The organism is Pseudomonas sp. TWR1-1-3, assembly GCF_049896805.1.
GTDB classification, from domain to species: domain Bacteria; phylum Pseudomonadota; class Gammaproteobacteria; order Pseudomonadales; family Pseudomonadaceae; genus Aquipseudomonas; species Aquipseudomonas bubulae.
On sequence record NZ_JAFCUZ010000002.1, the window covers coordinates 224,729 to 250,847 of the forward strand.

Consider the following 26,119-nt stretch of genomic DNA (forward strand, 5'->3'; position numbering starts at 1 on the left):
CTAAAACTTCAGCTATCTCCTACTTGTATCGGGGTAATTGCTGAAGACAGTGCACATCCGTACACTGCGCCGACTTTTGTTTTGGCGAGCCTGTAAATGCTACTTTCGATGCGTATGTTGTTGATGTGTCTGCATTTTATGCTTGCAGGCGTACTGGGTGTAATACTGGGCATGTGCCGTCCCTTCAATCCGGACAACAGCCGCCTGTGCGCGCGCCTGTATGCCTGGCCGTCCCGCTGGATCCTGGGCTACAGACTCAAGGCCGAGGTCGGACCGCTGATGGACAAGCCGCAAAGCTGTGTGGTGATTGCCAATCATCAGTCCAACTACGACCTGTTTATATTCGGCAACGTGGTACCGCGCCGCACTGTGTGCATCGGCAAAAAAAGCCTTAAGTGGGTGCCTCTGTTCGGCCAGCTGTTCTGGTTGGCGGGCAACGTGCTGATCGATCGGGGCAATGCCCAGAAAGCCCGCAAGTCGATGCTGACGACTACCCGCACCCTGCAAGAGAAAGACACGTCCATCTGGGTATTCCCGGAAGGCACGCGCAATTTCGGCAAAACCCTGCTGCCTTTCAAGAAGGGCGCATTCCAGATGGCAATCACTGCCGGGGTGCCGATCGTACCGGTGTGCGTTAGCACTTATAGCCAGCACCTGCAGCTCAACCGCTGGCACAGTGCCGATATCCAGATCCGTTCACTGCCTGCCATCCCGACCGCCGGCCTGACCCTGAATGACATCCCGCAGTTGATGGAACAGTGCCACGAGCAGATGCGTGAATGCATTGAAGCCATGGACCGGGAACTGCTGAGCCAGAAAAACATTCACTTGCCACCCCTGCCCAAGGGCAACTCGACAGTATCCAACCCGAACCACTGAACCTTTGTCGTCTCAAAGTGGCCAATAGCACGCTAAGCTGCATCTTCGTGCCATAACCCTTTGAAGAAGAAGCGATTAGAACTATGGGGAGAGTTGTTGCTGCTGCGGTTTATAACGCAGGCAAGAAAGTCACCAATATCACGCTGGACGAAGGCATTGAGTGGGCGAAAAAGCCTGGTCACTTCGTCTGGATTGGTCTGGAGCAACCCGACGCGCAAGAGCTGGCCAACTTGCAACGCCAGTTCAACCTGCATGAACTGGCCATCGAAGACGCCCTTGAGCAACACAGCCGTCCCAAGCTCGAGACCTTTGGCGATGCGCTGTTTATCGTGATCTATTCGCCGGTTCGCCATGAAGGCAAACTGGAGTTTGTCGAAACCCATATCTTTGCCGGCAACGGCTATATCATCACCAGCCGCAATGGCCATTCAGCCTCTTACAAATCCGTGCGCCAGCGTTGCGAAGCACGGCCGCTGCTGCTGGAGCATGGTGAAGACTTTGTGCTGTATGCCCTGCTCGACTTCGTTACCGAGAGTTATCAGCCTGTCAGCGAAGCCATCCATGCCGAAATCGAGCAGCTCGAACAAAGCATCATGGGCAATGCCCTGAATGAGGCCGACATCGTCCACCTGCATGGCCTGCGCCGCGATGTACTGCGTCTGCGCCGCTATGTGGCGCCCATGGTGGAGATCAGCGAAGAACTGCAGCGCCTGACCTTCCCCTTTATCGACAAGAACATGCGTCCGTATTTTCGTGATGTGCAGATTCACGTCACGCGGCAGATGGAAGACCTCACCAACCTGCGCGATGCCGCTACCCAGACCATTGAGATCGTTGTGCTACTGGAGTCTTCACGCCAGAGCAATGTACAGCGCAAGTTCGCCGCCTGGGCGGCCATCCTGGCGTTCCCCACTGCCGTGGCGGGGATTTACGGGATGAACTTCCAGAACATGCCGGAATTGACCTGGCACTACGGCTATTTCGGTGTGCTGGGGTTTATTGCGGTGGGCGTCACCGGCCTGTGGACCAGCTTCAAACGGTCTGGCTGGCTCTAACCCTCTCACCCTGTGGGAGCGGGCTTGCTCGCGATTCAGACAGCGCGATTGTTCAGCCAAACCGCATCGCTCCAATCGCGAGCAAGCCCGCTCCCACCTATATCGAGCCGGATATCAGGCGATCTGCGGCTTGTGCGACACAAAACGCATCATCCACTCGGCAACGGTGCGGCCATGATGTTCCTGGCCCAGGCTGGCGATACCGCTGCTGTAGACCTGCTCGCCCAGATGTTCCTGGCGCAGGTCAAGCAAGGCCCGCGAATAGTCGTGGATAAACTCGGGGTGGCCCTGGAAGCACAGCACCTGATCATTGATGTGGTAGGCGGCAAACGGGCAGAAATCACTGGAAGCAATGACCGTGGCGTTCTCCGGCAAGGCCGTAACCTGGTCCTGATGGCTGATCAACAGCGTCAAGTCCTCGACCACCGGGTTCATCCACGGTGCCTTGGCAGCCAGTTTGTACTGGTGGGTGCCCACGCCCCAGCCTTGAGTGGCGCGCTCGCTCTTGCCACCCAGCAGCAGCGCCAGTAATTGATGGCCAAAGCAAACGCCCAGCAACTTGTCACCGCGCTCGTAGCGTGTCAACAAGTAGGTTTTGAGGGTTTGAATCCACGGATCGGTGCCAAATGAGTCCGCCTTGCTGCCGGTAACCAGGTAAGCATCGAACGTCTGGTCATCAGACGGATATTCGCCATGCATGACATTGAAAACAGTGAACTGTGCCGCGATTGGCTGCGTGGAGAACAGGCGCACAAACATTTGCCCGTAGCCCTGATATTGGTCAACAAACTCTGGACGCAGAATGTCGGTTTCCAGAATGCAGATGCGTAGCGACATAAAAGTACCTGGCACGATAAAGGCGAAAGTAATGATGACAACAGATCCGAGCCTGCCCTGAAAGGGTATTTGATGGCAAGTACTGAACGTAGTAATCGCCCTGCAACCCCTGAAAACGGGGGCCTTTTGTAGGACAAAACAGGGCTGCACTGCACTCCCTGACGAACGGTAGGGGGCTAAGAATATGGACACCAAACGGGCCCGTTGCGTCTAGATACGGGTCGGCAGGTCAGGGGTAAAAGACTTAATAGCGTTTTAGAAACTTACTGCACTTGGATGATGTTAAAGGGTTCTAAGCCATGTCTTATGGGGGCTCTAAGGTTAACCCTGTTGCCAGGGCCGCTTTCTTTTCGAGGCATTAATCTCTTGGCGCAGGCATTGTCGTTCAGGAAAAACAAAAAAAGGCAGATAGCCATGTTCAAACATACGAAAGTACGTCAAGCCGGTCTTATCCTCTTTGCTACCACCTTGCTGCTGATCTTGCCGAACCTGACAAAGGTTATCGGTTAGACATGCCAATATGCCGAAGACGTGCGCCCCTGCGCGTCTTCGCGGGCTAAAGTTGCTGGCTATAAAACAGAACGGCCGGCCCTGAGGCCAGCCGAGAAACGATCAAACACCTTTCAATTGAGCAGGCCACGCACCTCCTGCTTCACGCCCCAACCTTCGATAATTCCTCCCAGCGGCACGACTACTGCTTCAAAGTCCTGCTCGAAATCGCCGATGCCCCCATAGGTGGCATACATCACCTTACTCAACTCCAGATGCCATGCACCGTCATCTCGCACATTGATCTGCGCATTCAGGGACTCACCACAAAATTTTTGTGCAGCTCTGCGCGCCCGCTCCTCGTCCGGGAAGATCGCGTAAAACTCGATGGGATGGATACGTGAAAAATCAAAACCGCCTTCTTTCATGCGGCGCAGCACATAGCTGCTGAGGTCTTCTTGATGGGCTGTGCTCATGAAACGTCCTCCTCGCAATGGATAGACATTCAGCGCTCCCCTTCGGCAACAGTCGGGCCGTGACAAGGGAAGAAATAAGCATGTAGCAAACAAGATCAGAGCCAGTCGATTACTTCGCTGGTCTGGTTGCAGAGTAGCTCCAGGGTGCGGGATCTGCCAAGGGGGCAAGCCATGAATTTCAACAGGTTTTTTCGTTTGTCGGAAAAAACCGCGCCCGGTACCCGGACAGATGCGCTGTCCAGGACCCGGCTTGCGCTGCTGTGAGTTACGGCTTTTCAGCGCGCTCTTTCAGCCCTTTGAGGGTATTGAAAGGCGCATCGACCACAAACTTGTTGGCCAACCAGGAAGGCACGCTGCCGCCCGGCTCGGTGTGTACCTGATAGGTCACTTCGGTCAGGTTGTCACCTTTGGGCACCAGCTTCCAGAAGCCGTTGACCTGGGCAACCCGTACAAAGCCCTTTTCTTCCGGGATATAGGTCGGCAGGCCTTTGAGCGTGCGGGTCAGGCTGCCATCTGCGCCTTGGGTAGACGTTACCAGCAGCACCGAATCTCTCGGGGTAACCGGCCACGGTGTTTTGAACTGGGTGTAAGTCCAGCTCTGGTCGCCCTCATGCTTGAGCAGCTTTTGCGACTGGCACTCATGGATCCAGGCACAAGCGCTGGCCACGTCTTCCTGCAACTTGCTGATTTTGGCCAGAGGCGCCTTGATGGTCGTCACGCCCTGGTACGCCTTGTACTGGGAGCCGGCCACCTCACTCAGCGACACCTTGATGCCGTCCTGATCCTTGGCAACCTTCCAGTCTTCAGCCTGAGCCACACCCGCCAGCAGAGCGCTCAAACCACAGATCAATGCCACTTTATGCAACGAACCCATTGTCTTGTTCCTTATTGTTGAAGGTTTGTTCACTGGACACGAACACACTATGCAGCGGTCACCTGCTCCCACCAGCCAATCAGGTTGATGGCTTCTTCCCGATTGCTGCCGCACACCTCGATATCTGCCTTGAAATCACCACACACCGCAGGGCGTTGCGGCTGGCCGAACAAACCGCACAAGTAGTCGACAGAAAGATGCAGGCAGCGTTCCCCGGCAGGCTTGCCATTGGGCATACCGGGTAGCGGTGTACTGATGGAAGGGGCTATGCAGCATGCGCCACAGCCTTCACGGCAATTCATGACGTCAGCTCCTCGTTCGGGGCAAAGTGTGTTGATGACAAGGGATAGTACTCGCTGGAACAGGTGTTTGAAATTGACCGTTCAGCAGAATGTGCCGATAAATGACGGTGACTGATCAGTCAGTTTAGAAGGCTGTTTTACAGCGCTCGACACTTATTGTTTGAACTCGAAATCCAGTGCCGCACCTTCGATTTCATTGTGTCGATATTCATTGCGCAATTGCAGGTCCATTTCATTACTGAGCAAACGCCCATTGAGCTGAAAAGGACTTTCTTCGACAGACTTTTCGCCAAACATATTGGGCAGTAACGGTTTGTGCGCAGGCATGGCTACCGTGCCCAAGGGCCGCAGTTGCTTGACCATCTCGGGCGGCAGGCGCAGGTCGAGCTTGGCAGCAGGCAAGGGCTTTTTGGCGATTTCATGGGCCGACCGGGATTTTGTGGCGATTGGCTTACGCTTTTTGACCGGCGCTTTTTTCTCGCTGGCGGCAGGTTTTGCCGATGAATGGACAGATTGCGTCTGCGCAGAAGTGGATGCGGGGAGCACCGGATCTGCTGTTGCAACGACTGCATTGAGCGCACTCAAAACACCCATCAACACAAGACTCGCACAATATGTCGCTTTCATAACTCCCACAGCTTTAACGGTTCAGGTGCGTATGCTCGCGCTTTACGCACAGGGGAACAAGGTAATTATAGTCAAAATGCCATACCGGCTATTGCCGAGCCACCATATAGACCTGCAGTTTCCTGGCAGAGCTGGTTGGCAAGCATGCCAAGCGTCATCAGGGCCCGCTCGGCTTCCCGATTCCAGGGCGTGCCGCAGTTTAACCGGATGCAATGATTGAACTGCTCGGTGTTACTGAAAATCAGCCCCGGCGCAATACTGATGCCTTGTTGCAGCGCCCGCACATGGAGCTCCTGGGTATTGACCCGGCCCGGCAAACTGACCCACAGGATAAAACCACCGCTTGGGCGGGACATCTGCGTCCCTTCCGGGAAATGCTGTTGCACCGCCAGCTGAAAAGCACTGAGGTTTTTTCTGTATTCCTGGCGGATATAGCGTAAATGGCGATCGTAACCGCCATTTTCAAGGTAAGCCGCCACCCCCATTTGGGTCACGCTGCAGGCCGAATGGGTGGTAAAGGTTTGCAGGCGCTGGATTTCCTGCTGAAACTTGCCCGCAATCATCCAGCCGATTCGCACACCGGGTGACAGGGTTTTGGAAAAGCTCGAACAGTAGATCACCCGATCCAGGCGATCAAAGGCCTTCAAGGCCTTGGTGCGCCCGACCTCGAACATCAGTTCGCCATAGATATCATCTTCCACAATCTGGATATCAAAGTCCGAGGCCAGGCGTAGCAGCTGCTTTTGCCGCTCTTCAGGCATGGTCCCACCCAGGGGGTTGCTCAGGCGCGTGGTCAGCACCAATGCCTTGATCGACCATTGGTTGGCGGCCAGTTGCAGGGCTTCAAGGCTCATGCCGGTGGCCGGGTCACTGGGGATTTCAATGACTTTCAAACCCAGCAGGTCAGCCAGTTGCAACAAGCCGTAGTACGTTGGCGACTCCGCCGCGATCAGGTCTCCGGGGCGGGTCAGCACCCGTAATGACATTTGCAGGGCATCGACACAGCCGTGGGTGATGATCACTTCAGACGGATCGACCACCACGCCAGCATCGCGCATGCGTATTGCCACCTGGCGGCGCAGGGGTTCGAAGCCGGGGCTGAACATATAGCTGAACGCCCGCGGGCTGTGAAAGCGGGTGACCTTGGCCAGTTGCTGGTGCAAAGCGCGTACAGGCAGGTAATCGACACTGGGCACCGCCGCTCCCAGCGGGAACACACCTTCGCGGCGAGACTCGACCAGGACTTGCTGGATAATGCTGCTGCGGGTGACCAGCCCCGGACGCTCGACACGGGCGATGTCCGGAGTGGGTGCGGTAAGTGCCGGGGTCTGGTGCACATAATATCCGGACTGCGGCCGTGCCCGGATCAACCCCTGGTCTTCAAGATTGGCGTAGGCCTGCAACACCGTGGCATGACTGACGTTGAGCTGCGAGCTCATCTTGCGCACCGAAGGCACACGCTCGCCCGGCTGATAAACGCCACGCCGGATATCTTCAGCCAGCTGCTGAGCGATACGTTGGTAAAGCAAAAGGTTGGTCATGGCGCTGCACTCGATGTTCAGGCTTTGTTTTTATGGGGAACAATACCGGAACAGTTTAGAAGTGTACGGGCACAGTTGTCACTTATCTAAGCCGTACAGCGCGAGTGCGGGGGTAACTGTATGGGTGCGGACAATGCAGCTGTGGGAGCGAGATTTGCCCGCGATGGCAGCACCGCGGTACGCCTGGCACACCGAGCCGCTCCAATCGCGAGCAAGCCCGCTCCCACAGTCCAGGCAAATCCCGGTTTTAGCGAGCGGCGCCCAACTGGCCTTTTTCGTCCGAGAAGACGATTTCAACACGACGGTTCTGGGCCCGGCCGCGCTCACTGGCGTTCACATCCACCGGGTACTGGTCGCCATAACCTTCCACCTGGATGCGTTTCTCGTCGATACCCAGGTCGATCAGCACATCCGCCACTGCCTGGGCACGGGCCATGGACAACTTGAGGTTATCCTCCGTGCCGCCCGTGCTGTCGGTGTAACCCTCAATCCGCACAATGCGCTTGGGGTTGAGTTGCAGAAACTGCACCAGTTTGAGCACCGTGCGGTTGGCCGAATTTTTCAAATCGGCTTCGCCTGTATCAAACAACACGTCACCCAGGGTCATGACCAGGCCACGATCGGTCTGGGTCGTGGCCAGGCTGACGATTTGCTCTTCCAGCCATTGGCCCTGCTGCTGAACGCTTAACAGCTTGGCCTCCCGCAAGGCCAGTTGCAGTCGCTGACGCTCCAGCTCGAGCTTGGCCGCGCGCTCTTCATTCAGCACCTGCTGGGTGTGCTCACGGGCGATTTCGCTGTAACGCTGGCTCAAGTAGGCGTAATGCGCAACGTCATCACCGCTGCCCCAATAGCTGGACAACCGGTCAGCACGCGCCAGGGACTCACCGGAGCGGATCACGTCCTTGGGAGCGATGCGCAATACATTGGTATCTTCCTTGACGGCCTGGAAGTCCGTACCGGCCTGCTGCAAGGCCTGCTGGCTGTTGTGATGGCCGGTGCAACCGCTCAGGCCGATAGCCAGCGCCCCCATGTAAGCTGCGGACTTGAGGCTCATTGCGCCTCCGCCAGTTGTTTGCGCAAGCGCGCGATACGGGTATTGAGCACGTTCAATTGTTCCTGGCTTTTTTGCGTCAGCACACGAGCTTCAGCCAAGCGGGCGTCAAGCTCCGCCTGTTCGGCCTGCATGCGCGCGTCCTTGTAAGATTCATCTGCCATATCGGCCAGCGCTTGGGCCAACTTGTCTTCGGCTTGTTTAAGCTCGGCCAGGTCATCGGCTTTTGCACCCACCGCCTTGGCTTGCTCCAGGGCCTGCTCGGTCAAACGCAATTGTTCATTCGGCGCAGGATCGGCTGCACACCCCGCCAGAGCCACAACGGCCAGGGCAGCGAAAAGAGGTCGAATTGTCACTAGGGATTCCTACTGTTTTGGGGCGCTGAGCGGTTGTTGCAGCTGGGTTTTCCACCGCTCCAGATTGCGTTGCACTACCGCCTCGGTCAGGCCGGAGGCGGGCAATTCTGTCATCTTTTTGGCGAGCTGTCCGCGCAACCACGGCTCATTACAGGCTGAGTCATGGGAAACAGCCAAAAACAGCCCTGGCTGATCGACAGGTTGCGGATGTGCCAGCAAATCATCGGCGATGCCCAGGGTTTGCGCAGTGACCATACCGGCATAACGACCGGCCAGTACATACTCGGCCTGCCCCAGCAGCAGCTTCTGAAAAGCCTGGGTCAACCCGGGCTGGGGCTCCAGGGTCAGTTGATGACGGGCAAACTCATTGAAGGTTTCGCTTAAACGGGCCTTTTCCGAGACCGCGCCCTTGTGCCCATGCAAGTCTGCGGGCGTTTCGTAGATCAGGGGAGAATCTTTGCGCGTCCACACCAGATAATCGTTGCGCACCAGCGGCGGGTGGATGTAATCGAAGGAAGAAAGCCCGGCCACGGTCAGCGGAGCATCGAGCAGCAAGTCCATGCGCCCGGTACGAACCTCGTCATGGGCCTGGGCACGCTTGCCGCCATAGAGCACTTCAACCTTGATCCCCAGCTCGTGGCCAGCCTGCTGGATCAGGTCGGCACTGGCGCCGATCAAATGGGCAGGGTCGGCCGGATCACGCCACAGGTAAGGCGGGGCATCGGGGCTGCCGGTGACGATCAGGCGTTCGCATTTGCCCGCCGCCTCGGACAGCAATGGCAAAAATACCAACCCTGCCAGCAGCCTGCTGATCTGACGCATATCCATACCCTACACTCCCTCCACACAATTGACAGGCATTAAAAAGCCCGGCTACCCGGGCTGTGAAAACAGGCAGGACACTGAGTGCCCTACCCTTCCCCACGCCCCGGTAACCGGGCCCTTTATAAGTGAAGCAACTGGATTAAACCAGTTTCTCCAGCTCAGGCACAGCTTCGAACAAGTCCGCTACCAGGCCGTAATCGGCCACCTGGAAGATCGGTGCTTCTTCGTCCTTGTTGATCGCAACGATCACCTTGGAATCTTTCATCCCGGCCAGATGCTGGATCGCGCCGGAAATACCGACCGCAATGTACAGCTGTGGCGCAACGATTTTGCCGGTCTGGCCAACCTGCATGTCGTTGGGTACAAAGCCTGCGTCCACAGCGGCGCGGGATGCGCCAACAGCAGCGCCCAACTTGTCAGCCAGGGTGTACAGCAGCTTGAAGTTGTCACCGTTCTGCATGCCACGGCCGCCAGAAACCACAACCTTGGCTGCGGTCAGCTCAGGACGGTCCGACTTGGCCAGCTCTTCGCCAACAAACGACGAAGTGCCTGCATCGTGAACCGCTGCAACCGCTTCAACCGCTGCCGAACCACCTTGCGCAGCAACCGGGTCGAAACCGGTGGCGCGTACGGTGATCACTTTGACCGGCGCAGTGGACTGTACGGTGGCAATGGCGTTACCGGCGTAAATCGGACGAGTGAAGGTGTCGGCGCTAACCACCGAAATGATCTCGGAGATCTGATCAACGTCCAGTTGCGCAGCAACGCGCGGCAGGATGTTTTTGCCGTTGGAAGTAGCTGCAGCCAGGATATGGCTGTAGCCAGCGCCCAGCTCTGCAACCAATGGCGCAACGTTTTCAGGCAACTGATGGGCGTAGGCCGCGTTATCAGCAACCAGAACTTTGGCCACACCAGCGATCTGCGCAGCTGCTTCGGCTACAGCGCCAATGCCCTGGCCTGCAACCAGAACGTGGATGTCGCCACCGATTTTGGCGGCAGCGGCTACGGTGTTCAGCGTGGCCGGAGCCAGTGCCTTGCCGTCGTGTTCTGCGATTACCAAGATAGTCATGATTAGATTACCTTCGCTTCGTTTTTCAGTTTCTCGACCAGTTCAGCCACCGACTTGACCTTGATACCCGCGCTGCGTGCAGCCGGGGCTTCCACTTTCAGGGTCTTGTTGGTCGAAGCAGTCGAAACACCCAACGCGTCTGGCGTCAGTACTTCAAGCGGCTTTTTCTTGGCTTTCATGATGTTTGGCAGGGACGCATAACGCGGCTCGTTCAAACGCAGGTCGGTGGTGATGATCGCCGGCAATTTCAGCGAAACAGTTTGCGCGCCGCCGTCTACTTCACGGGTCACGGCAACCTTGTCACCTGCCACTTCAACCTTGGACGCGAACGTGCCCTGACCGAAACCGGTCAACGCAGCCAGCATCTGGCCAGTCTGGTTGTTGTCGCTGTCGATGGCCTGTTTGCCCAGGATCACCAGCTGTGGCTGTTCCTTGTCGACAACGGCCTTGAGCAGCTTGGCCACGGCCAGCGAGGTCAGGTCTTCGGCGGACTCGACCAGAATGGCGCGATCAGCACCCAGCGCCAGCGCGGTACGCAGCTGTTCCTGAGCGGTGGTCGGGCCGATGGAGACGACGACGATTTCAGTCGCAACGCCTTTCTCTTTCAGGCGTACGGCTTCTTCCACGGCGATTTCGCAGAAGGGGTTCATCGACATCTTGACGTTGGCGAGGTCAACGCCGGAGTTGTCCGCTTTGACGCGCACTTTAACGTTGTAATCGACCACTCGTTTGACAGCTACAAGAACCTTCATGGATTCCTCGTTACTCTCCGGTGAAAAGAAAGTCGCCTAGGCGAACCTGGCGGTTGATGCTCGTCAGCACAAGGGCACCTCCAAAGATCGTTGCCTTATTAATAGACGGGTACCAGCGACTGCCCCTGCGACCGTCTGTCCGATGTGACTAACAAGTCATCCACCAAAAGGACGTGTAAACTCCGCTGCAAAAATGGCAGGCTCCCACTGGCTCATGCCTGTGCCCTGTCTTTAGAGGTGCTCTTGAAACCGACAATCAGCCTACGGCGAGCGCAAAACCGACCGTATCTTGACCGGAACACCATTTGCGGTCAATACAGCAAATGGGCCAGTTTTAAGCCGCGCGTCTTTGATTTGTCTGGGTTGCAGTGAATTCAAACAAACGTTTGTATTGGACCCTGCCAGTGGTGTAGATATAATGCCCGACCTCATAGAGAGAGCGGCGCCTCATCCATTGCGTCCTTGGCCTGCGTCGAGGGAATAATGGATGAAACGCCAAACCTCCAATTAGAAAAATACCGTTGAGCCTTGAGTAGGAGAGAACCTGTGGAACGCGAATACATGGAATTCGACGTGGTCATCGTCGGCGCCGGCCCTGCCGGTTTGTCCGCCGCCTGCCGCCTGAAGCAGAAGGCCGCCGAAGCCGGTAAAGAAATCAGCGTCTGCGTGGTTGAAAAAGGCTCCGAAGTCGGTGCTCATATCCTGTCCGGTGCGGTCTTTGAACCTCGCGCCCTGAACGAGTTGTTCCCGGACTGGAAAGAGCTCGGCGCTCCGCTCAACACTCCCGTTACCCGCGACGATATTTATGTACTGCGCAGCGACAGCACCGCGACCAAGGTGCCAGACCTGTTTGTGCCGAAAACCATGCACAACGAAGGCAACTACATCATCTCCCTGGGCAACCTGTGCCGCTGGCTGGCACAGCAGGCCGAAAACCTGGGTGTAGAAATCTACCCGGGCTTCGCTGCTCAAGAAGTGCTATTCGACGAAAACAATGTGGTTCGCGGGATCATCACCGGCGACCTGGGCGTTGACCGCGAAGGCAACCCCAAGGAAGGCCTGTACACCCCGGGCATGGAACTGCGTGGCAAGTACACCCTGTTCGCCGAAGGCTGCCGCGGTCACCTGGGCAAGCAACTGATCGAGCGCTTCAAGCTCGACAGCGACGCAGATGCCCAACACTACGGTATCGGCCTGAAAGAAATCTGGGAAATCGACCCGGCCAAACACCAGCCAGGCCTGGTGGTGCACACTGCCGGCTGGCCGCTGGACATTATCAGCAGCGAAAACACCGGCGGTTCTTTCCTGTATCACCTGGAGAACAACCAGGTAGTTGTCGGCCTGATCGTTGATCTGTCCTACAGCAACACCTTCCTGTCGCCATTCGACGAATTCCAGCGCCTCAAGCATCACCCGGTGCTCAAGCAGTACCTGGAAGGCGGCAAACGTATCAGCTATGGCGCTCGCGCCATCTGCAAAGGCGGCCTGAACTCGCTGCCGAAAATGATCTTCAACGGCGGCGCATTGATCGGTTGCGATCTGGGCACCCTGAACTTCTCCAAGATCAAAGGCAGCCACACCGCGATGAAGTCCGGCATGCTCGCAGCTGAGGCCGTGGCTGACTCGTTGCTCGCCGACTCCGAAGGCGGTGATGCACTGAACACCTACGTTGAGGCCTTCAAGGCCAGCTGGCTGTTCGACGAACTGTTCGCCAGCCGCAACTTCGGTCCGGCACTGCACAAGTTCGGCCCTATCGTGGGCGGTGGTTTCAACTGGCTTGATCAGAACATCTTCGGCGGCAAACTGCCGTTCACCCTGCACGACACCAAGCCTGACTACGCCTGCCTCAAACAGGCCAAGGACTGCAAAAAGATCGACTACCCGAAGCCGGACGGCAAACTCAGCTTCGACAAGCTCAGCTCGGTATTCATCTCCAGCACCAACCACGAAGAAGAGCAGCCTTGCCACCTCAAGCTGCGCGACGCGAGCATCCCGATCAGCGTCAACCTGCCGCTCTACGACGAGCCTGCTCAGCGTTATTGCCCGGCGGGTGTGTACGAAGTGATCACCCAGGAAAGCGGCGAGAAGCGCTTCCAGATCAACTCGCAAAACTGCGTGCACTGCAAAACCTGTGACATCAAGGACCCGTCACAGAACATCACCTGGGTAACCCCGGAAGGTGGCGGCGGGCCGACTTACCCGAACATGTAAGTCTAAAAAAGGCTCCTTCGGGGGCCTTTTTTATTGCCCCCGGATTTGTGGGAGCGGGCTTGCTCGCGATGGGATCGCCCAGGTTTGCCTGACAGACTGCGCTGTGCGCATCGCGAGCAAGCCCGCTCCCACACCACGCCCGTCACACCGGCTGGCTAGCACCCCACCCCTTCATGACCGGGACTGCGTTCGAAGTAGCGCTTGTACTCGCGACTGAACTGCGACGTACTCTGATAGCCCACCCGCTCCGCCACCTGCGCCACCCCCAGCCCCTCACTCAATAGCAACTGCTGCGCCCGCAACAGCCGCAACCGCTTGAGATACTGCACCGGCGACAACAAGGTGCTGCGCTTGAAATGCTCATGAAAGGTCGACGCGCTCATATTCGCGCAACGGGCCAATATCTCGACATTCAGCGGCTGTGCGAAGTGTTCATGCAAGTAGCTCAATGACGCCGCCACCCGGGCAAACTGCCCTTGCTGCTCAACCAAAGCCCGCAACACACCCGCCTGCGGCCCCCGCAAGGCCGCGAACAGCACCTCGCGCAACCTCGCCTGCCCCATGATCCGGCACTCCAGAGGGTCGTGCAGGCAACGCAACAGGCGCTCGACCGCCTGGCGCATATCGTCATCCAGCACCGCCGAGGTCATCGACTCCGGAGTTTGTGCAACTGCACTGCGGTCAGGGGCCAGGCCCATGGCCAGTACCAACTCGCCCAGTACCGCTCGGTCGATGCTGATAGCAACACCCAGCAATGGCATTTCTTCCGAAGCGAAGGTTTCACACTCAAAAGGCACCGCCAGCGCCTGCACCAGATAATGTCCGGCACCGTATTCCAGGGTGCGCTGGCCCAGATAGGCCAACTTACTGCCTTGAGCAATCACCATTAGGCTAGGCTCATAAATCTGCGGCATTCGGGCTACTACCCGACAGGCAGAAACCACCCGGACTTCGGGCAACAAGGTCGACACAAAACCGGTTTGTGTCGCCAGAGGTTCGATCAGAGACACCAGAGTGGCGTTCTCGTCACGGTGACGGGTCAAAAGCATGGAGAAAGGTTCGCAGGAGGAATAGACAGCCGCATCTTCGCAGAATTGGTCAATAAAATGGCAGCCACCCCGTCAATCCGGAGTATTAGGCATGACAGACGGAGGAATCGTCATAGTCCTGAAAGACATGTAAGCGCAAAATTGCGCCCTGTTCACAGTCAACGTTTCGCGAGGTTCTCATGTCCACTGTTACTTATAACGCTATCGGTTATGCCGCCCAGAATGCCAAGGCCCCACTGGCGCCCATGCCGTTCAACCGTCGCGCACCGCGACCGGACGACGTCTCGATCGAAGTGCTGTATTGCGGTGTCTGTCACTCCGACATCCACCAGGCGCGCAATGACTGGGGCTTCGCGACTTACCCGCTGATGCCGGGCCATGAAATCATCGGCAAGGTCACCGCCGTTGGCGACAAAGTTACCAAACACAAGGTCGGCGATCTGGTCGGCGTGGGCTGCATGGTTGATTCGTGCCGCACCTGCTCGGCCTGCCAGGAAGACCTGGAGCAATACTGCCTGGAAGGCATGACCCAAACCTACGCCAGCCCGGACCGCATCGACGGCACCCTGACCATGGGCGGTTACTCGGACAAGATGGTTGTCAGCGAACACTTCGTACTGAGCATTCCGAAAAATCTCGACCCGGCCAGCGCCGCACCCCTGCTGTGCGCCGGCATCACCACCTACTCGCCTCTGGTTCACTACGGCGTGGAAGCGGGCGACAAGGTCGGTATTCTGGGTATGGGCGGCCTGGGCCACATGGGCATCAAGTTCGCCAAGGCTCTGGGCGCTGAAGTGACCCTGTTCACCCGCTCCGAAGCCAAGGCTGAAGAAGCGCGTCGCCAGGGCGCCGACCATGTGATCGTGTCCACCGATGCCGAGCAGATGAAAGCCGCTGCCGGGCACTTCGACTTCCTGCTGGACACCATTCCGGTGCCGCACGACCTGAACCCGTACCTCGAAACCCTGACCTTTGACGGCGTACACATTCTGGTGGGCCTGATCGAGCCGGTCGAGCCGGCACTGAACGCCTTCAACCTGGTGTTCAAGCGTCGCGTACTGGCCGGCTCGCTGATCGGCGGCATTGCCGAAACCCAGGAAATGCTCGATTTCAGCGCCGAACACGGTATTACCTGCGATATCGAAATGCTCGACATCAAAAACATCAACGAAGCCTTTGAGCGCGTGGTGAAAGGCGATGTGAAATACCGCTTTGTGATCGATATGAAAACGCTGAAGGCCTAAATGCGTCTTTGTGGGAGCGGGTTTCCCGCTCCCACAATCACTGGGCCTAGGGCTCAAGCCCTATCGGGAAAAACTCGCCAGCGCTCCACACGCCCAGCCAGTTTTGCCCATCGATTTCAGCAACCACCGCCAGTTCTATCAACTGATAAAACACATTGCGGTGGATCAGCGCTTCAAGGTTACGCCGTACATGCAGGTAAGGCGCAGGCTCCTGGGTCTCGGGGTTAATGACGAAGCGCAGCGGGTGCTCGCTGCCAGCGCTGACCGACTCATCGACATTGGTGGTAAAGCGCAGCACTTGCTGCTCCCCCACCCCTTCCACGTCCAGAGCGACCGCTACAAAAGGCGCGTCATCCACTTTGATGCCGACCTTTTCGACCGGTGTGATCAGAAAATATTCATCACCATCGCGACGAATGATGGTCGAGAACAATTTGACCATTGGCTTGCGACCGATCGGCGTACCCATGTAATACCAGGTGCCATCACGGGCGATACGCATATCGATGTCCCCGCAAAAGGCGGTATCCCACAAATGAACGGGCGGCAGCCCCTTGTCGGCCCTGGGGATTTGCGCCAGCAAATTGCTGACGTCTACCGGCTCGCTCATGGTGCTCTCCTCGACTTATTGATCGCTCAAGCCTATCAAGCTGCGGGCGTACTTGGCGAGCGGCGGGCCGATCAGGTCGGCGGGCTTGTTGTCATGGAACGTCAGCAAACCGCCACGGCTGCGAATGGTGGCGGTGTCGATCAGGTACTGAGTGCTGGTTTCGATCAACATCAGCTGGATCACCCCACTGTCGATGCCCAGGCGGCTGATTTCCTCCTGATCGAGCCATTCGTCGCTGTTGCCGATGCGGTCATCGGCCCGGGCAAAGCGGGTGTACAACAGGTAGTGGGCGCCAAAATTACGCGCTTCGGTCATCGCCTGATCGAGCCCCACCGGCTCCTTGGCCCGGCGCACCATGGGGAAGTATTCGACAAAACCGTTGAAAGCTTCTTCGGCAACGATATTGGGCCGCACATACGGATCGCCGATCGGTGCAAAAGGCCCCTGGGCGATATAAATAAAGGAATCAGGCTGAATGCGCAGCGAATTGCTGCGACGTGTATTGCTGTGATCGAGCAAACCGGCGTCGCTCATTTGATAGCGCGCGCCCTCGCCCAGATCACTGACGCTCATGCAGCCGCCCAGCGCCAAAAAAGCCAGCAACACAATCAGACCACGCATCCCGCTCTCCCGAAAGCCGATGACAAAAAACCGGCGAATAGCCCCGAGATGCAGATTACGCGCCAACACCCTCCTCCCCTGTGGGAGCGGGTTTGCCCGCGATGGCATCAACTCGGTGGATCAGCAAGACCGGGTTGCCAGCACCGCAGGCAAGCCCGCTCCCACACAGATTGTTAGCCGCCGATGATTTTCATCACCGTAGCGCCGCCCGAGAAAGCCACGTCCTGTTTGTCGCCCAGGGCTTTCATCAATAAACCTTGCAGCGCTGGCAATGCCTCGTGGCGCGGCTTGTTCAGCAGATCACCCACATAGTGGCGATTGCTCGATGACAGGCAACCATGCAGCCACCCCGTGGACGACAACCGCAACCGCGAGCAGGTCCGGCAAAACGGCACGCTTTCGTTGGCAATCACGCCGAAATACCCGTGCCCGGGAATCTGGTAACGCACCGCTGTGGCGTCGATGGGCGCATCAGCCTGCAGGTATTCATGATGCTCGCCAATCAGCGCCAACAACTGCTGCAGGCTGACGAACTGCTGCAGGAAAGCATTGCCATCACTGGCCAGGTGCCCCATGCGCATAAGCTCGATAAAACGCAGCTCGTAACCACGCTCAAGGCAGTACTCCAGCAGCGGCATGACCTGATCCAGGTTCTGCCCGCGCAGCGGCACCATATTGACCTTGATTTTGATCCCGGCCGCACGCGCCTGTTGCATGCCATCGAGCACCGTTGCCAGGTCTCCGCCCCGGGCAATGCGGCGGAATGCTTCTGGGTCAAGGGTATCGAGGGAGACGTTGATGCGAGCGATGCCCGCGTCCAGCAGCAACGGCAGTTTGCGCGCAAGCAATTGGCCATTTGTAGTCAGGCTGATATCACCCAGACCGAGCCGGCCGACATCACGCATAAAGGTGTCGAGCTTGGGGCTGATCAGCGGCTCACCGCCGGTGATGCGCAAGCGCTCGATGCCTGCAGCTTCGATCAGATAGGCCACGCCGCGCACCATGGCTTCGGCCGACAGCTCATCCTGTGCCGCCACCAGCCGTTTACCGTTGGGTACGCAGTAAGTGCAGGCGTAGTTGCAGGCTGAAGTCAGGCTGATCCGCAAATTGCGAAAACGTCTGCCCTGGCGATCAACGATCATGAATGACTCCGGCGCGGGGGAAATGGGTCGCTGCAAAACCTGACTCATAAATCAGGTTTTGGCAAGACCCAAGCCTGAGTATAAGCCTCAAGGCCATAAGCCATGAAGGCAAATACAGGCTGTGGTTACTCGACTGCCGGGGTGTCGGTGTCACGCTTGCGCTTGTTGCCCATGCGCACGCCGATGTCCATCAGGAACTGGAAAAAGCCCTCCTGATCTTCCAGCACATTGCTCCAGAACGGCGAGTGATACAGCGCCACCGCACCATGCACCAGGGCCCAGGCCGCGCAATAATGGAAGTAAGGCGGCACGTCTTCGAGCTTGCCTTCGCTGATGCGGCCCTTGATCAGCAGGGTCAGGCGCTCAAAGTTGGAAGCGCGGATCTTGTGCAGCTCTTCGACCAGTTCAGGCACCTGATTGCCCTTGACCACCTTCTCTTCAAGGCGATCAAACAATCGGTAGCGCTGCGGGTCGCGCATGCGGAACTCAAAGTAGGCACGGGACAGCGCCTCCTTGTCTTTATCCACATCGGCGGAATGCAGCAGCTCGTTCAAATCGCGCTCGTAATCGAGCATCAGGCGCAGGTAGATTTCGGCCTTGGACTTGAAGTGCTTGTAGATCGTGCCTTTGCCGATACCCACGGCATCAGCGATCATCTCGACGGTGACACTGTCTTCACCCAGGTCGAGGAACAGCTTGAGCGCGGTATCGAGAATTTCTTGCTCACGGCGACGAAACTCACGGACCTTACGGGGTTCTTTGTGCATAAGAAAAGGTCTGTTCGGGTCAAAATCGAAGCGGAGTATTATGCATTAGTCACGCTAAATTGCACGGATCATCCTGCATATCGATGGGTTCAAACGATTTACCCACGATTAGATGAGCACTCAAGCGAAGCTGGGGTATTCCAAATCTGTTTAAAAAACGATCAGCTGCGGCTGGACGTTCGACAAAGCTGACCAATACTTATCATGTCGGCGTGACATCCCCCCCAAAGTGCTGCGCCGATATTGGCCGCAATGGAATGTGTGCCTTTGTTTTACTCCTAATGGTCTTAACCCGGATTCCCCAGAGCCCGGGTTTTTTTTGCCTGCTGTTCAGTTAAACGCCAAACCTGTAGGAACCGGCTTGCTCGCGATACAGGCACTCGGTTTAGCAGACACACCGCAGCGATCCCATCGCGAGCAAGCCCGCCCCCTCAAAGCCACGCAATCATCTGACCCGTGCCAGCGGGAACAGGCGCTTGAAGTTTTCGGTGGTTTGCTCTGCAAAGCGTTCGTAGGACTCACCGCGCAACATCGCCAAAAACTCAGCCACTTCACGCACGTATTGCGGCAGGTTTGGCTTGCCACGATGGGGGATCGGGGCGAGGTAAGGCGAGTCGGTCTCCACCAGCAGCCGGTCGGCAGGCACCTGACGGGCCACATCGCGCAGGGCATCAGCATTGCGAAAGGTCACAATCCCCGACAACGAGATGTAGTAACCCATGTCCAGCGCCGCCCTGGCCATGTCCCAGTCTTCGGTAAAGCAATGCAGCACACCGGCCTGCGGCAACGCTGCCTCACGCAACATGTCCAGGGTATCGGCGCGGGCACCGCGGGTGTGGATCACCACCGGCTTGCCGGTCTGTTGTGCCGCCTCCAGGTGAACCCTGAACGACAGTTGCTGCAAATCGGCTGCTTCAGGCTCGTAGTGGTAGTCCAGGCCAGTTTCACCAATGGCCACCACCCGTGGGTGATTCAACTCGCCCAACAGCCAGTCAAGCGCCGGTGCGGCACCGGGTTGTACGTCCAGCGGGTGGACGCCCACCGAGCAGTCCACATCGGCATAGCGCTCAGTCAGGGCTTTGACATCGGCCGCGTTGTCGGCGCTTACGCCAATGCATAGAAAATGCCCGACACCACGTTGGCGCGCAGCCTCAAGGGCGGCATCCAGCGAGCCGTCATGGGCGCTCAGATCAAGACGATCGAGATGGCAATGGGAGTCAACCAGCATACAAAAAATTACCTGTTTATCAATTCAGTCAGATCAGCGCTGGCCGGGCAGGCCTGCCCACTGCACCAGCAACGCTTCAAGCAACAGATCACGGTTGAGGTTGGCCTTGCTCAAGACCTTCTGGCGCTGGGCAAGAATCCAGTCCTGAATAGTCAGGACTTTGTCCTGCGCAGTCTTCTGCGCCAGGTACTGCAGCACTTTGCGCATGTCCTCCAGCCCGAGACCGGCTTCGTCCTGAGTCAGTTGATAGCGCAGGATCAGGTTCGACCAGTCGCAAAACCAGTCAAACAGCAACAGCAGCGGGATGGCTTTCCAGCTTTCAGCCAACTGACTGGCCGACAACTCGCGCTTGAGCAGTTTTTTAACCCCCTCAACCACCGCCGCACGCTGCTCGCGCACACCCTGAGCCTGCAGCTTGACGGCCACCAGGGGGGAACCGGCTGCCAGAGTCAGTAATTCGACCCGCTCGGCCTCAGGGGTATCGGGCAGCGCATGGGCCAGCCATTCAAGGCTCAGCGCTTCACTTGGCAACGGGCAGGCCTGCTGCACACAGCGGCTGCGAATGGTCGGCAGCAACCGGCTGGACTGATGACTGACCAACAGCAAGACAGTGTTGCCCGAGGGTTCTTCAAGGCTTTTGAGCAAGGCGTTGGCGGCGTTGATGTTCATCGCCTCCACCGGCTCGACCAGCACCACCTTGCGCCCGCCCAACTGGGCGGTCTGCACCACAAAACTGACCAGATCACGCACCTGGTCAACCTTGATCGCCTTGTCAGCCTCTTCAGGCTCAAGAATGTAGTTGTCGGGGTGACTGCCCGCCGCCAGCAACGAACAGGACTTGCACGTACCGCAAGCCTCAAGCCCGACCGGCTGCTTGCACAGCAGGCTGGCCATCAGCCGCTCGGCCAGCGCCCGCTTGCCGATGCCCGCCGGGCCGTGCAGCAGGTAGGCATGAGCGTGCTGCGCGCGCCCGGCCATCTGCTGCCACAGGCCGTCTTGCCACGGATAAGCCTCAGCCACGGTGCATGCCCAGCAATTGCGGTAACAGGGCGTCGAGCTGGCCCTGCACCTGCTCCAGGGTTTGTGCGGCATCGATCAGGCGGTAGCGCCCGGGCTCAAGCCTGGCACGTTCAAGGTAGGTACTGCGCACGGCGTCAAAGAAGGTGCGGCCTTCCTGCTCAAAGCGGTCGAGGCGACCGCGGGCACTGGCACGGGCCATGCCGACTTCGATTGGCAGATCGAACACCAGGGTCAGATCCGGGCGCAGAGCTCCCTGAACAAAGGTCTCCAGGGTGGCGATGCGCTCACGGGGCAAGCCCCGGCCACCGCCCTGATAGGCATAGGTGGCGTCGGTAAAGCGATCACACAGCACTACTGCACCACGGGCCAGCGCCGGGCGAATGACTTCGGCCAGATGCTGGGCGCGGGCAGCGAACACCAGTAACAGCTCGGTATCGGCACACATAGCGTCGTCGCTGGGCGTGAGCAGCAGCTCGCGGATGCGCTCGGCCAGCGGCGTGCCGCCAGGTTCGCGGGTCAGCACCACGTCGATGCCTGCGGCGCGCAAACGCTCTGCCAGGTACTCGCGATTGGTACTTTTGCCCGCGCCTTCGGGGCCTTCCAAGGTAATAAACAAGCCAGTCACAAGCGGCAATCCTTAATCAGTGTCTTTCGGACTTTGCGGCTCGACCGGGGCGCTTGCCGGTTCAGCAGCGGGGGTCGGCGCAGGGCTCGAACGATAATCGGCCCGACGTTTGATCTGGAATTCACGCACAGCAGAGTTGTGCGCATCCAGGTCATCGGAAAACGTGTGGCTGCCATCGCCCTTGGCCACAAAGTACAGGCTGGTGCCATCCGCCGGGTGCAGTGCGGCATAAATGGCCTCACGCCCGACCATGGCAATCGGTGTCGGCGGCAGACCGGGAATGGTGTAGGTGTTGTACGGCGTAGGCTCGCGCAAATGGGCGCGGGTCAGTTTGCCGTTGTATCGCTCACCCAGACCGTAGATCACCGTAGGATCGGTTTGCAGTGGCATGCCGATTTTCATCCGACGCACAAATACTCCGGCAATTTGCCCACGCTCTTGTGGCACGCCGGTTTCTTTTTCCACCAGGGAAGCCATGATCAGCGCCTGGTATGGCGTTGTATAGGGTACGCCCGGGTCACGCTGCTCCCATTCCTGGGCCAGCACTTTATCCAGACGATCGTAGGCCTTTTCCAGCAACTGGGCATCGGTCATCCCACGCACAAAACGGTAGGTATCAGGGAAAAACCGCCCTTCCGGGAATACCCCTTCGTGCCCGAGTTTGGCCATGACTTCGCTGTCGCTCAGGCCGTCGAGGGTCTGTTCGATTTTTTCGTGTTTGGCCAGGGCGCTACGCACCTGGCGAAAGTTCCAGCCTTCAACCAGAGTCAGGCTGTATTGCACCACCTCACCACGCTGCCACACACCGATCAACTCCTGGGCGGTCATGCCCGGAGTCATGCGATATTCGCCGCTGTGCAAAGGCTGGCCTTCAAGGTTAAAGCGCCAGTAAAGACGCAGCCAGAATGCGTCTTGCAGGGTACCGTCAGCTTCCAGTCGATTGAACGTGCCAGTCGGCGTGGCGCCGGCCGGGACATCGAGCAATTGCTCTTGCGTCAGGTTCAGCGGCTGGTCGAGCGCCGAGTTGAGCTTCCAGGCACTGACGCCCAGCAGCAAGCCCGCCAGCACCAGACCTGTCTCCAGCAGCACCAAGATTTTACGTTTCACGAATCAGACATCCAGTAAGGTGCGAGCAATACCTTGCAGTTTACGGGTCAGCGGCCCCACCGGCCAGCTAAGGTCTGCAAAAGCGCGCACCGGCCAAATGCCATATACGCTGTTGCAGAGAAAGAGTTCATCGGCCTGTTGCAACTGCGCAAGGCTGATATCGGTAACATGGCAAGGGATGCCCAGGCGCCCGGCCTCGGCCAGCAGTGCAGCCCGCATCACGCCAGCCACACCGCAGCGGCGCAGGTCGGCAGTCAGCAAAACGCCGTCACGCACAATAAACAGATTGCTGAACACACCTTCAATCACCCGCCCCGAGGTATCGCGCATCAAGCCCTCGGCACAGGCCGGGTCTTGCCATTCGGAGCGCGCAATGACCTGTTCAAGTCGATTGAGGTGTTTGAGCCCGGCCAATAGCGGTTGCTCGGCCAGACGGGTGGCACAGTCGAACAGGGTGATACCGTGCAGCGCATTGGCTTCAGGCCAGGCAGCCGCCGGGCTGGCTTGCAGAATTCTTCGAGGCATGGCCCCGGGGGATATACCATAACCGCGCTGGCTGTCGCCGCGGGTCAGGATGAGCTTGAGGACGCCCTCGCCCATCGCGTGGGCGTAAGCCAGCAATTCGCTGCGGATCAGTGCTTGATCCGCAACAATCGCCAGCCGGGAACACCCTTGCGCCAGGCGCTGCAGGTGCAGCTCCAGCAGCAACGGCGTGCCTGCCTTGACGGCGATGGTCTCGAACAGTCCATCGCCATAGGCCAGCCCACGGTCTTTAAGCGACGCCAGGGCGCTCGCCGGTTGACCGTCGACCCAGCTTTGCATTACTCGGCGTACCGGCGAAACACCAGCGAGCCGTTGGTGCCACCAAAACCGAACGAGTTGGACAGCACCACATCGATCGGCATTTCGCGCGGCGTGTGCGCCACGAAATCCAGGTCGCAGCCCTCATCAGGCTCATCGAGGTTGATGGTCGGCGGCGCAATCTGGCTGTTGATGGCCAGTACGCTGAAGATTGCCTCGACTGCACCGGCGGCACCCAACAGGTGACCGGTCATGGACTTGGTCGAACTCACGGCCAGGTTGTAGGCGTGATCGCCGAACACCGACTTGATCGCCGAAACTTCTGCCAGGTCACCGGCAGGCGTCGAGGTGCCGTGGGCGTTGATGTACTGCACCTGATCAGGGTTGACCCGGGCATCACGCAAGGCATTGGTGATGCAGCGTGCCGCACCCGCACCGTCAGCCGGAGGCGAGGTCATGTGGAAAGCGTCACCGCTCATACCAAAACCGATCAGCTCGGCGTAGATGGTCGCGCCACGCGCCTTGGCATGCTCGAGCTCTTCGAGCACCAGCGCGCCGGCACCGTCGGACAGCACAAAACCGTCACGGCCCTTGTCCCACGGACGGCTGGCCCGGGTCGGGTCGTCGTTGCGGGTCGACAGCGCACGGGAAGCACCAAAGCCGCCCATGCCCAGACCGCAAGCAGCCATTTCTGCGCCACCTGCAATCATCACATCGGCTTCGCCGTAGGCAATGTTGCGCGCCGCCATGCCAATACAGTGCGTACCGGTGGTACAGGCTGTGGCGATGGCGTAGTTAGGCCCCTGTGTACCCAGGTGGATAGACAGAAAGCCGGAAATCATGTTGATGATCGAGCCCGGCACAAAAAACGGAGAAATCCGTCGCGGGCCTTGCTCGTGCAGGGTACGGCTGGTTTCTTCGATATTGGTCAGACCGCCAATACCCGACCCCATTGCCACACCGATGCGCTCACGATTGGCGTCGGTAACTTCCAGGCCGGAATTGCGCACAGCCTGAAACCCGGCTGCCAGACCGTATTGAATAAACAGGTCAAGTTTTCGGGCTTCTTTGACGGAGAGGTAGTCCTCAACGTTAAAGCCCTGTACCGAGCCGCCAAAACGGGTGGAATAGGCAGAAAGATCCGTGTGTTCGATCAGACCAATGCCACTACGGCCTGCCAGAATGCCTTGCCAGGTGCTCGGAACATCCGCACCCAGTGGCGACAACATCCCCATACCGGTGACTACGACGCGTCTACGCGACACAGCACTCTCCTTTATTCTATTGACGACACTTTGCATCACACCTAAAGAAAAAACCGCACGCCAGAGCGGCAGTGCGGTTTTTCCATGACAGCGAGCAACGATTACAAACTATTACGCCTGGTGGCTAGTAACGTAGTCGATTGCTGCTTGTACAGTAGTGATCTTTTCAGCTTCTTCGTCAGGAATCTCAGTCTCGAATTCCTCTTCCAGAGCCATCACAAGCTCAACGGTGTCAAGGGAGTCGGCACCCAGGTCTTCAACGAAGGAAGCGGCATTGGTCACTTCTTCTTCTTTAACGCCCAGTTGCTCGGCAACGATTTTCTTGACGCGCTCTTCGATGGTGCTCATACCTTGTTTTCACTCCTAATGGACAAATTCAGGCAGCTGGCCAGTGGGCAAGTGTATCGAAAGCCTTTTCGGTTTTTCAACTGAAAGCTTTGCACTCACCCCGCAACAACCGGCCACCTATAAAAAGATTGCAGCTTTATAACGGATTTTAGACAGCTCGTATGACATTTTTTTGAAGCAATCCGTCACATTTAACTCATGTACATCCCGCCGTTGACCGGAATTGTAGCCCCGGTCACGTAGGCTGCACCGTCGGATGCCAGGAAAGCGACCACGTTTGCGATCTCTTGAGCCTGGCCCAGACGGCCCAGCGGAATCTGCGTCTGCAAGGCTTCGCGCTGTGCTTCTGGCAGCTCACGGGTCATATCGGTGTCGATAAAACCTGGAGCGACCGAGTTGACAGTGATCGAGCGAGAGCCCACTTCACGTGCCAGAGCACGACCGAAACCTTCAAGGCCTGCCTTGGCGGCGGCGTAGTTTACTTGGCCAGCGTTGCCCATGGCACCCACAACAGAGCCAATATTGATAATTCGTCCCCAACGGGCCTTGGTCATGCCGCGCAAAACACCTTTGGACAGGCGATACAGACTGTTCAGGTTGGTGTCGATGACATCATGCCATTCGTCATCTTTCATGCGCATCATCAGGTTATCACGGGTGATACCGGCATTATTGACCAGGATCGCCGGCGCGCCGAACTGCTCCTGAATGCTCGCCAGTACCGCAGCAACCGATTCATTGCTGGTCACGTTGAGTTCCATGCCAGTGCCCTGAACACCGTTTTCTTTCAGGGTGGCAGCGATGCGCTCGGCACCGGAAGCGGAAGTCGCCGTACCAATGACAATGGCGCCCTGACGACCCAACTCCAACGCGATAGCCTGGCCAATGCCACGGCTTGCGCCTGTTACCAGTGCAACTTTACCTTGCAAGCTCATGCAGGCTTCTCCT

The 26,119-nt window shown here is 58.0% G+C and carries 28 protein-coding genes; 4 read left to right on the forward strand and 24 right to left on the reverse strand.

Annotation, left to right across the window (positions count from 1 at the left end):
• Positions 1–96: 96 nt before the first annotated feature.
• A complete protein-coding gene (locus ACP7BE_RS08490; protein ID WP_340068759.1) occupies positions 97–879 on the forward strand; it encodes a 1-acylglycerol-3-phosphate O-acyltransferase in 783 nt (260 codons plus the stop codon).
• Between the two features lie 83 nt (positions 880–962).
• The gene (locus ACP7BE_RS08495; protein WP_095002262.1) at positions 963–1,934 is read left to right on the forward strand and encodes a magnesium and cobalt transport protein CorA; all 972 of its coding nucleotides are present in this window, start codon (positions 963–965) and stop codon (positions 1,932–1,934) included.
• Between the two features lie 114 nt (positions 1,935–2,048).
• On the opposite strand, the gene ACP7BE_RS08500 is transcribed toward ACP7BE_RS08495, so the two are convergent.
• The 11 genes from ACP7BE_RS08500 to ACP7BE_RS08550 all read right to left on the reverse strand — a co-directional run bounded on the left by ACP7BE_RS08500 (position 2,049) and on the right by ACP7BE_RS08550 (position 11,133).
• Positions 2,049–2,771, reverse strand: a complete 723-nt coding sequence (locus ACP7BE_RS08500) for an amidotransferase (RefSeq protein WP_426105527.1) — start codon at positions 2,769–2,771, stop codon at positions 2,049–2,051.
• 623 nt (positions 2,772–3,394) lie between these two features.
• A complete protein-coding gene (locus ACP7BE_RS08505) occupies positions 3,395–3,736 on the reverse strand; it encodes a ribonuclease E inhibitor RraB (RefSeq protein WP_016779973.1) in 342 nt (113 codons plus the stop codon).
• A 265-nt stretch (positions 3,737–4,001) separates the two neighbouring features.
• Complete coding sequence (locus ACP7BE_RS08510; RefSeq protein ID WP_095020313.1) at positions 4,002–4,610, reverse strand: START domain-containing protein; 609 nt, start codon at positions 4,608–4,610, stop codon at positions 4,002–4,004.
• A gap of 47 nt (positions 4,611–4,657) precedes the next feature.
• Positions 4,658–4,912 carry a YkgJ family cysteine cluster protein gene (locus tag ACP7BE_RS08515; RefSeq protein WP_016779971.1) on the reverse strand — a complete coding sequence of 85 codons (255 nt, stop codon included), beginning with the start codon at positions 4,910–4,912 and terminating at the stop codon, positions 4,658–4,660.
• A 153-nt stretch (positions 4,913–5,065) separates the two neighbouring features.
• Positions 5,066–5,539, reverse strand: a complete 474-nt coding sequence (locus tag ACP7BE_RS08520) for a translation initiation factor 2 (RefSeq protein WP_169916725.1) — start codon at positions 5,537–5,539, stop codon at positions 5,066–5,068.
• 71 nt (positions 5,540–5,610) lie between these two features.
• Complete coding sequence (locus tag ACP7BE_RS08525) at positions 5,611–7,080, reverse strand: PLP-dependent aminotransferase family protein (protein ID WP_095002266.1); 1,470 nt, start codon at positions 7,078–7,080, stop codon at positions 5,611–5,613.
• Between the two features lie 247 nt (positions 7,081–7,327).
• Positions 7,328–8,134: an OmpA family protein gene (locus ACP7BE_RS08530; RefSeq protein ID WP_095002267.1), complete on the reverse strand. Its 807-nt coding sequence runs from the start codon at positions 8,132–8,134 to the stop codon at positions 7,328–7,330.
• On the reverse strand, positions 8,131–8,487 hold the full coding sequence (locus ACP7BE_RS08535; protein WP_095002268.1) for a DUF4398 domain-containing protein: 357 nt from the start codon (positions 8,485–8,487) through the stop codon (positions 8,131–8,133). The genes ACP7BE_RS08530 and ACP7BE_RS08535 overlap by 4 nt, the downstream gene beginning before the upstream one ends.
• Before the next feature lie 9 nt (positions 8,488–8,496).
• Positions 8,497–9,315, reverse strand: coding sequence for a substrate-binding periplasmic protein (locus tag ACP7BE_RS08540; protein ID WP_095002269.1), 819 nt, complete (start codon positions 9,313–9,315; stop codon positions 8,497–8,499).
• Between the two features lie 136 nt (positions 9,316–9,451).
• Positions 9,452–10,381, reverse strand: a complete 930-nt coding sequence (locus tag ACP7BE_RS08545; protein ID WP_016779965.1) for an electron transfer flavoprotein subunit alpha/FixB family protein — start codon at positions 10,379–10,381, stop codon at positions 9,452–9,454.
• Between the two features lie 2 nt (positions 10,382–10,383).
• On the reverse strand, positions 10,384–11,133 hold the full coding sequence (locus ACP7BE_RS08550; RefSeq protein WP_153327758.1) for an electron transfer flavoprotein subunit beta/FixA family protein: 750 nt from the start codon (positions 11,131–11,133) through the stop codon (positions 10,384–10,386).
• Between the two features lie 546 nt (positions 11,134–11,679).
• Between ACP7BE_RS08550 and ACP7BE_RS08555 the strand changes: the two genes are divergently transcribed.
• Entirely contained in the window at positions 11,680–13,344 is a 1,665-nt protein-coding gene (locus ACP7BE_RS08555) for an electron transfer flavoprotein-ubiquinone oxidoreductase (RefSeq protein WP_095019830.1), read from the forward strand.
• 155 nt (positions 13,345–13,499) lie between these two features.
• Here the strand turns inward: ACP7BE_RS08555 and ACP7BE_RS08560 are convergent, their stop codons facing one another.
• Entirely contained in the window at positions 13,500–14,393 is an 894-nt protein-coding gene (locus ACP7BE_RS08560) for an AraC family transcriptional regulator (protein WP_426105533.1), read from the reverse strand.
• Positions 14,394–14,572: 179 nt separating this feature from the next.
• On the opposite strand from ACP7BE_RS08560, the gene ACP7BE_RS08565 reads away from it, so the two are divergent.
• On the forward strand, positions 14,573–15,637 hold the full coding sequence (locus ACP7BE_RS08565) for an NAD(P)-dependent alcohol dehydrogenase (RefSeq protein ID WP_095003165.1): 1,065 nt from the start codon (positions 14,573–14,575) through the stop codon (positions 15,635–15,637).
• 46 nt (positions 15,638–15,683) lie between these two features.
• Here ACP7BE_RS08565 and ACP7BE_RS08570 read toward each other — a convergent pair whose 3' ends face one another.
• From ACP7BE_RS08570 to fabG, 12 genes are all read right to left on the reverse strand, one after another.
• A complete protein-coding gene (locus ACP7BE_RS08570) occupies positions 15,684–16,247 on the reverse strand; it encodes a DUF1285 domain-containing protein (RefSeq protein ID WP_095019648.1) in 564 nt (187 codons plus the stop codon).
• A gap of 15 nt (positions 16,248–16,262) precedes the next feature.
• Positions 16,263–16,868 (reverse strand): DUF4823 domain-containing protein, encoded by a 606-nt coding sequence (locus ACP7BE_RS08575; protein ID WP_095003163.1) that lies wholly within the window; start codon positions 16,866–16,868, stop codon positions 16,263–16,265.
• 173 nt (positions 16,869–17,041) lie between these two features.
• Positions 17,042–18,010 (reverse strand): GTP 3',8-cyclase MoaA, encoded by a 969-nt coding sequence (locus ACP7BE_RS08580; protein ID WP_426105536.1) that lies wholly within the window; start codon positions 18,008–18,010, stop codon positions 17,042–17,044.
• A gap of 125 nt (positions 18,011–18,135) precedes the next feature.
• Positions 18,136–18,777 carry a TetR/AcrR family transcriptional regulator gene (locus ACP7BE_RS08585; protein ID WP_019827947.1) on the reverse strand — a complete coding sequence of 214 codons (642 nt, stop codon included), beginning with the start codon at positions 18,775–18,777 and terminating at the stop codon, positions 18,136–18,138.
• A 445-nt stretch (positions 18,778–19,222) separates the two neighbouring features.
• Entirely contained in the window at positions 19,223–20,005 is a 783-nt protein-coding gene (locus ACP7BE_RS08590; RefSeq protein WP_095039428.1) for a TatD family hydrolase, read from the reverse strand.
• A gap of 33 nt (positions 20,006–20,038) precedes the next feature.
• Positions 20,039–21,025, reverse strand: a complete 987-nt coding sequence (locus tag ACP7BE_RS08595) for a DNA polymerase III subunit delta' (protein ID WP_095027232.1) — start codon at positions 21,023–21,025, stop codon at positions 20,039–20,041.
• Positions 21,018–21,650, reverse strand: coding sequence for a dTMP kinase (tmk, locus tag ACP7BE_RS08600; protein WP_095003159.1), 633 nt, complete (start codon positions 21,648–21,650; stop codon positions 21,018–21,020). The genes ACP7BE_RS08595 and tmk overlap by 8 nt, the downstream gene beginning before the upstream one ends.
• A gap of 12 nt (positions 21,651–21,662) precedes the next feature.
• A complete protein-coding gene (gene mltG / locus ACP7BE_RS08605) occupies positions 21,663–22,757 on the reverse strand; it encodes an endolytic transglycosylase MltG (RefSeq protein WP_095019643.1) in 1,095 nt (364 codons plus the stop codon).
• 3 nt (positions 22,758–22,760) lie between these two features.
• On the reverse strand, positions 22,761–23,579 hold the full coding sequence (gene pabC / locus ACP7BE_RS08610) for an aminodeoxychorismate lyase (RefSeq protein WP_095024455.1): 819 nt from the start codon (positions 23,577–23,579) through the stop codon (positions 22,761–22,763).
• Positions 23,579–24,823 (reverse strand): beta-ketoacyl-ACP synthase II, encoded by a 1,245-nt coding sequence (gene fabF / locus ACP7BE_RS08615; RefSeq protein ID WP_426105540.1) that lies wholly within the window; start codon positions 24,821–24,823, stop codon positions 23,579–23,581. The genes pabC and fabF overlap by 1 nt, the downstream gene beginning before the upstream one ends.
• A gap of 111 nt (positions 24,824–24,934) precedes the next feature.
• Positions 24,935–25,171 carry an acyl carrier protein gene (gene acpP, locus ACP7BE_RS08620; RefSeq protein WP_016779952.1) on the reverse strand — a complete coding sequence of 79 codons (237 nt, stop codon included), beginning with the start codon at positions 25,169–25,171 and terminating at the stop codon, positions 24,935–24,937.
• Positions 25,172–25,362: 191 nt separating this feature from the next.
• Positions 25,363–26,106, reverse strand: coding sequence for a 3-oxoacyl-ACP reductase FabG (gene fabG / locus ACP7BE_RS08625; protein ID WP_016779951.1), 744 nt, complete (start codon positions 26,104–26,106; stop codon positions 25,363–25,365).
• Between the last annotated feature and the right edge of the window lie 13 nt (positions 26,107–26,119).